General features: G+C 68.9%; 1 protein-coding gene. It reads left to right on the top strand.

Annotation, left to right across the window (positions count from 1 at the left end; genetic code table 11):
- The coding region (locus tag G9373_RS44100) for a non-ribosomal peptide synthetase (RefSeq protein WP_167121124.1) at window positions 1–7,452 on the top strand (7,452 nt) is incomplete at both ends.

A 7,452-nucleotide genomic window follows, 5' to 3' on the forward strand; every position in this document is an offset into this window, starting at 1 on the left:
GTGGTGGACGAGCGGGTGGTGCGGGAGTGGGCTGCGGTGGCGTTGCCGGGGTTCATGGTGCCGTCGGTGGTGGTGGTGCTGGCGGAGTTGCCGGTGACGGTGAACGGCAAACTCGACCGCAAGGCCCTGCCCGAACCAGATTTCGGCAGCGCTACTGTGGGTTTCGTCGCTCCCCGAACCCCGATCGAGGGAATAGTGGCCGCCGTGTGCGCCGACCTGCTCGGTGTCCCGAGGGTAGGCGTGAACGACGACTTCTTCGCCCTCGGCGGAAACTCTCTGATCGCCACCAGGTTGGTCGCGCGGATCAATGCGGCCGTCGGGGACCGGATCGGTATTCGCGACGTATTCGACGCCCCCACCGTGGCCGGTCTGGCGGCGCTGGCCGAGGCGCACGACGGGCTGGAGGCCCGACCACCGCTGAAGCCCAGGGAAGGTACCGCGGAAGTCCCCGTGTCGCCCGCCCAGCAGCGGATGTGGTTCATCAACCAGTTCGACACCACCTCGTCCGCATACAACGTCGCGTTCGCGTTGAGGCTCGAGGGACGGCTCGACGTGCGTGCGCTCCAGGCGGCCGTTGCCGACGTCATCGAACGGCACGAGGCCGTGCGGACGATCTTCCCGCTCACCGACGACGGGCCGCGCCAGGTGATCCTGCCCGCGGCGAGCGCGGTGCCCGACCTCGAACCGATCGCGGTGTCGGGGGAAGCCGAGTTCCGCGAACATTCGCGGAGAGTGCTGTCCGCAGGATTCGACGTGACGACGCAGGTGCCGTTGCGCGCACGACTGTTCAGCCTCGACGCGGACGTGCACGTGCTCGCGGTGGTGGTGCATCACATCGCGGCCGACGGCTTCTCGATGGCACCGCTGGCCCGCGACGTCATGGACGCGTACGTGTCCCGGGTGAACGGGTCGGCCCCGGAGTGGGCCCCGCTCGAGGTGCAGTACGCCGACTACGCGCTGTGGCAGCGCGAGTGGCTGGGATCGGAATCCGATGAGAATTCGCCCATTTCCCGACAGCTGACGTATTGGACCACCACGCTGTCGGGTCTGCCCGAAGTGCTGGAGTTGCCCACGGATCGTCCCCGTCCCACCGTCCGGTCACTTCGCGGCGGCCACGTCGAGTTCGTGATCGGACCCGAGGTTCATGCCGGTGTGGTCAGGCTGGCACGGCAACACACCACGACGGTGTTCATGACGTTGCATGCCGCGTTGGCGATCATGCTGGCACGCGTGAGCGGTGCAGACGACATCGCCGTCGGGACGCCGATCGCCGGTCGCGGCGAGCGCGAACTCGACGACGTGGTGGGCATGTTCGTCAACACCCTCGTCCTGCGCACCCACGTCGACGGCGGCGCCACCTTCTCCGAGTTCCTGGCCGGCGTTCGGGAAGCCGATCTGGGCGCCTTCACCCACGCGGAGGTCCCGTTCGAGCGGGTGGTGGAAGTCCTGAGTCCTTCCCGGGTGACGGCGTACGCGCCGCTCTTCCAAGTGATGCTGGAGTTCCAGGACATCGAGCGTCCCACTCTGGAATTGCCGGATCTGCAGGTGCGGAACATCGAACTCGAGATCGACACCGTCAACTTCGATCTGCAGTTGACGCTGGCCGAGAACGTCGATGCCGACGGCAACCCGACCGGCATTGCCGCGGGACTGGGCTACGCGACCGATCTCTTCGACGAGGATACGGTGCTCGGCTTCGCGGAACGACTCGTGCGCATTCTCGAGGCGGTCACGGCCGACCCCGGCGCCCGGGTCGGAGACATCGACATTCTCGGACCGATGGAGCGTGCCGTACTGTCCCCGGTGACGGGCGGTGCGGCGGTAGCGGCACGGACGCTGCCGGATCTGATGGCCGAGGCGGCCGCGAACGATCCGGAGGCCCCCGCGTTGGTCTTCGACGGGCGTGTCGTGCGCTACGGGGACCTCGACAGGCGATCGAACCAGCTGGCCCGCATGTTGATCGAGCGCGGCGTCGGCCCGGAATCCGTCATCGCCCTGTGTGTGCCGCGGTCCGTCGAATCCGTCCTGGCCGTCTGGGCGGTGGCCAAGTCGGGGGCCGCCTTCCTTCCGGTGGATCCGGGCCATCCGGCCGCACGGATCGAATTCATGCTCACCGACTCCGGCGCCGTGTGGGGTGTGACGGGCTCGGCGCAACGCGGCGCACTTCCGGACGCGGTGCCGTGGCTGGTGCTGGGCGACCCGGGCCTCGAGGACAGGCTGTCGCACTATCCGTCGTCGCCGGTCACCGATGCCGAGCGGACGTCGACGATTCGGATCGACAATCCCGCCTACCTCATCTACACCTCGGGGTCGACCGGCAGGCCCAAAGGTGTGGTCACCACGCACCGCGGTCTCGCCGCCTTCGCCACCCAAGAGAGGGAGACGTTCGGCACGAGACCCGAATCCAGAACGCTGCACTTCGCATCGCCGAGCTTCGACGCGTCCGTTCTCGAACTGCTGCTGGCGGTCGGCGCGGCAGCCACGATGGTGATCGCACCGCCGTCCGTCTACGGCGGTGCCGAATTGGCGCAGTTGCTGGAATCCGAGCGGGTCACGCACTGCTTCGTCACTCCGGCGGCGCTGGCGTCGGTCGACCCCGACGGTCTCACCGCCCTCGAGTGCGTGGTGACGGGCGGCGAGGCGTGTCCGCCCGAACTGGTCGCGCGGTGGGCGCCGGGCCGTCGCATGTTCGACGCGTACGGTCCGACCGAGTCGACCGTCGTGTCGAGCATCAGCGACGAACTGGTACCGGGGGCTCCGGTCACGATCGGCACGCCCACGCGTGGTTTCGCCGAGGTCGTACTGGACTCGCGACTGCACCCGGTGCCGGCCGGTGTCGCAGGAGAGTTGTATCTCGCAGGTCCCGCCCTCGCACGCGGGTACCGCCGGCGGTACCCACTGACCGCCGAACGCTTCGTCGCCGACCCCTTCGGCCCGCCCGGAAGCCGGATGTATCGCACCGGCGACCGGGCACGCTGGCTTTCCGACGGTCAGTTGGAGTACCTCGGGCGCACCGATGCCCAGGTGAAGATCCGGGGCTTCCGCATCGAACTCGGTGAGGTCGAGTCGGCGCTGCTCGCGCACGACTCCGTGGCCCACGCGGTCGCGAGCGTGTGGAACGGGGACGGCGGCGGCGATCGGCTGATCGGGTACCTGGTGCCCGCACCGGATGCGACGGTCGATACGAGGGCTGTCCTCGACTTCGTCGGGGGCAGGTTGGCGTCGTACATGGTGCCGGCGGCGCTGGTGACACTCGAATCGCTTCCCCTGACGGTGCACGGAAAGCTCGACCGCACAGCGCTTCCGGCCCCGGACTTCGCGGGTTCCGCGAGTCGGCCGCCGCACACCGAGACCGAGGAGCTTCTCGCCGGACTGTTCGAGGAGGTGCTCGGACTGGACTCGGTGGGCGTGGACGACTCGTTCTTCGCCCTCGGCGGTGACAGCATCATGTCGATACAGCTGGTGGCCCGCGCACGGTCCGCCGGTGTGATCCTCTCTCCCCGAGACGTGTTCGACCACCGAACGGTCGCCGGTCTCGCCGCGGCGGCGCGATTCGACAGCGACGGCGCAGTGGCTCTCGACGAGCTGCCGGGCGGTGGCGCCGGCACCCTGCCGCTGACACCCGTCGCGCGCTGGACGTTCGAGCGCAGCGGCGGGCGGCTCGACAGGTTCTCGCAGGCGCTGTTGCTGGCGGCCCCCGCCGGTCTCACCCACGAGGTTCTCGTCCGCGCCGTCGAGGCGGTACTGGACCGGCACGACATGCTCCGCGCGCGTGTGTCCGCGGACGAGATGGACGTGCTGCCGCCGGGCTCGGTGCCCGCGGACGCACTGGTCCGTCGGGTGCCGGTCGACACGGTGACGGGAGACGACTTCACCGCGCTCGCGACCACGGAACTCGATGCTGCGGCCGACCACCTGGACCCCGCCGCGGCCCGCATGGTGCGCGTGGTCTGGTTCGACGTCCCAGGCGACGTCGGGCGACTGCTCGTGGTGGTACACCACCTCGTTGTCGACGGCGTCTCCTGGCGCATCCTCGTCGCGGATCTCGCGTCGGCGTGCAGCCGACTCCAGGCCGGTCTCACCCCGGACCTGCCGGCAGTCGGAACGTCGATGCGGCGGTGGTCGCACGGCCTGTCCGAAGCGGCGCGGCACCGGACCGGCGAACTGGCATCGTGGGAGACGATCCTCGACGGCCCGGACCCGCTGATCGGTTCGCGCCCACTGGATCCCGCGATCGACGTCGACGCGACCGTCGGCACCGTCAGGGTCGACGTGTCGTCGTCGGTGACCGGCGCCCTGCTCACCACGCTTCCGGACGCGTTCCACGGGAGCGTGGGCGACGGGTTGCTCGCCGCGGTCACGCTGGCACTGATCGCCTGGCGACGGGAACGGGACGCCCCCGTGTCGGACGCGCTGATCACCCTCGAGGGGCACGGCCGCGAAGAGCAGGTCGTCTCCGGCGCGGACCTGTCGCGTACCGTCGGCTGGTTCACCACCGTGTATCCGGCGCGGTTGGATCTCACCGGAATCGACGTCGACGACGCGATGGCAGGTGGTGTCGCGGCAGGGCAGGCGGTCAAGGCTGTCAAGGAGCAGTTGCTCGCGATCCCGGATCACGGGATCGGCTTCGGACTACTGCGCTACCGGGGCGACGAGACGGCGCAGTCCCTCAGCCGATTCCCGGCTCCGCAAGTGAGTTTCAACTATCTCGGTCGAGTGACCACCACGGACGGAGCCGAGGACTGGCTGCCGGTGGAGAGCACGCTCGGCGGCACCCGGAATCCCGACATGCCCGTCGCATCCGTGATCGACGTCAACGCCGTCGTCTCCGACAGTCCAGACGGACCCCGTCTGATGGCGTCGTTCGCATTTCCGACCGGGGTCCTCCGCGAGGCCGAGGTCGCGGCGTTCGCGGATCTGTGGCGCCGCGCCCTCGCCGGACTTGCCGCGCACGCGTCACGACCGGATGCGGGCGGGCTGACACCGTCCGACGTTCCGCTCGTGTCGGCGAACCAGCAGCAGATCGAGCGCTGGGAGGAGCGTTTCCCGGCACTGCGGGACGTGTGGTCGTTGTCTCCGCTGCAGTCCGGGTTGCTGTTCCATGCTTCCCTGGCCGCGGAGTCGATGGACGTCTACACCGCCCAACTGCGCATCGACCTCGAGGGTGCGGTCGACGCCGAACGTCTGCGCGCCGCCGCGGCAGGGCTGCTGGCCCGCCACCCCAGCCTCCGGACCGCGTTCGTCTCCGACGACGGGGTGCCCGCGCAACTGGTGGTCGACACGGTGGACGTGCCGTGGCGGGAAGTGGATCTCACCGTCGAGGGGTCGGCCCCCGACACGGAACTCGAGCGCCTGCTCGACGAGGACCGCAGTGCCAGGTTCGACGTCGCCCGGCCGCCCCTGCTCCGGCTGACCCTGTTCCGCACCGCACCGGGACGCTTCGTGCTGGCGGTCACGAATCATCACATCATCCTCGACGGCTGGTCGATGCCGTTGCTGGTGCGGGAACTGCTGGTTCGTTATGCCGCCGACGGCGACCCGGCCGGACTGCCGGACCCGCCCTCGTACCGCACGTATCTGGAATGGGTGGCGAGCCGGGACGCGGAGGCATCGGCGCGGGCCTGGGAACGAGCGCTCGACGGTGTCGAGGAGCCGACGCTGGTGGCGCCGCACGCGTCTGCGGCGCTCTACGGTGTGCCCCACGAACTCGACGTCGAACTGCCCGCCCCGCTGCGCGACGGACTCGCCACGGCGGCGGAATGCGCCGGCGTCACCATGAACACGGTGATCCAGGCGGCGTGGGGGATGCTGTTGTCCCGGTCGCTCTCCCGCGACGACGTGGTCTTCGGTGCCACCGTGTCCGGTCGTCCGCCGCAGCTGTCCGGTGTCGAGAACATGCTGGGACTGTTCATCAACACGGTGCCCGTGCGAGTACGGGTGGACCCGGACGAGAGTGTCGCGCGACTGCTCGCCCGCCTGCAGGACGAGCAGACGTCCCTGCTCGACCACCATCACCTCGGCCTCGGCGAAATTCAGTCGCGGGTGGGTCTGGGCAATCTGTTCGACACACTGTCGGTGTTCGAGTCGTTCCCGATCGACACGTCCGGGCTGGACGAGAACACCGACATCGGGGGCATGCGGGTGACCGGTCTCGATGCCCGCGACGCCACGCACTATCCGCTCACTCTGCTGTCGATCCTCGAACCACGGCTGCGATTGAGTCTGCGCTACCAGCCGGGAGCCGTCGACCGGGACGAAGCCGCAGCGCTCGCCGACCGCCTCGTCCGGATTCTGGTGACGATCGCCGGCGACGTGGACACCGCGGTCGGTGATGTGGAGGTTCTGGGGCCGGGTGAGCGGGCGTTGGTGGTGGGTTCGTGGAATGCGACGGGTCACCCGGTGCCCCACATCACCCTCGCCGACCTGCTCGATGCGCAGGTGGCGCGGACCCCGGATGCTGCGGCGGTGGTGTGCGGTGCGGTGGTGTTGTCGTATGGGGAGTTCGGTGCACGGGTGAATCGGCTGGCGCGGTTCCTGATCGGGGCGGGGGTGGGTCCGGAGTCGTCGGTGGGTGTGGCGGTGCGTCGTTCGGTGGAGATGCTGGTGGGGATGTACGCGGTGGTGAAGGCGGGTGGGGCGTATGTCCCGATCGATCCGGATCAGCCTGCCGAGCGGGTGGGGTTTGTGGTGGCGACGGCGGATCCGGTGTTGGTGCTGACCACATCTGGGGATGGGGTGGTGGTGCCTGCGGGTGTGCGGGTGGTGGAACTCGACACCCTGGATGTGTCGGGGTTTTCGGCCGGTGTGGTGGGGGATGGGGAGCGGTTGTCGCGGTTGCGTCCTGCTCATCCGGCGTATGTGATCTTCACGTCGGGGTCGACGGGTCGGCCGAAGGGGGTGGCGGTTCCGCACGAGGGTGTGGTGAATCGGTTGTTGTGGATGCAGGAGCGGTACCCGCTGACGTCGGAGGACGTGATCCTGCAGAAGACGCCGGTGACGTTCGATGTGTCGGTGTGGGAGTTGTTCTGGCCGTTGATCGTCGGGGCGCGGTTGGTGATCGCGGAGCCGGACGGGCACCGCGACCCGGCCTATCTTGTGAACGTGATAGCCGAGAATGACGTCACGACAGCACATTTCGTCCCCTCGATGTTGGCCGTATTCACCGCGGAACCGGCAGTGACGCGATGCACGAGCCTGCGGCGTGTGTTCGCCTCGGGTGAGGCGTTGCCCGCGCGGACGGCGTCGAGGATGCGGACACTGGTACCCGGTGCCCGGCTCCACAACTTGTACGGTCCGACGGAGGCGTCGGTGGATGTGACGTTCCACGAGGTGACGGAGGCGGATCGGGTTGTGGTGCCGATCGGGGCGCCGGTGTGGAATACGCAGACGTTGGTGCTGGATGGGTGGTTGCGGCCGGTGCCGGTGGGTGTGGTGGGGGAGTTGTATATCGCC

The organism is Rhodococcus sp. A14, from assembly GCF_011603105.1.
Classification (GTDB): Bacteria; Actinomycetota; Actinomycetes; order Mycobacteriales; family Mycobacteriaceae; genus Rhodococcus_F; species Rhodococcus_F opacus.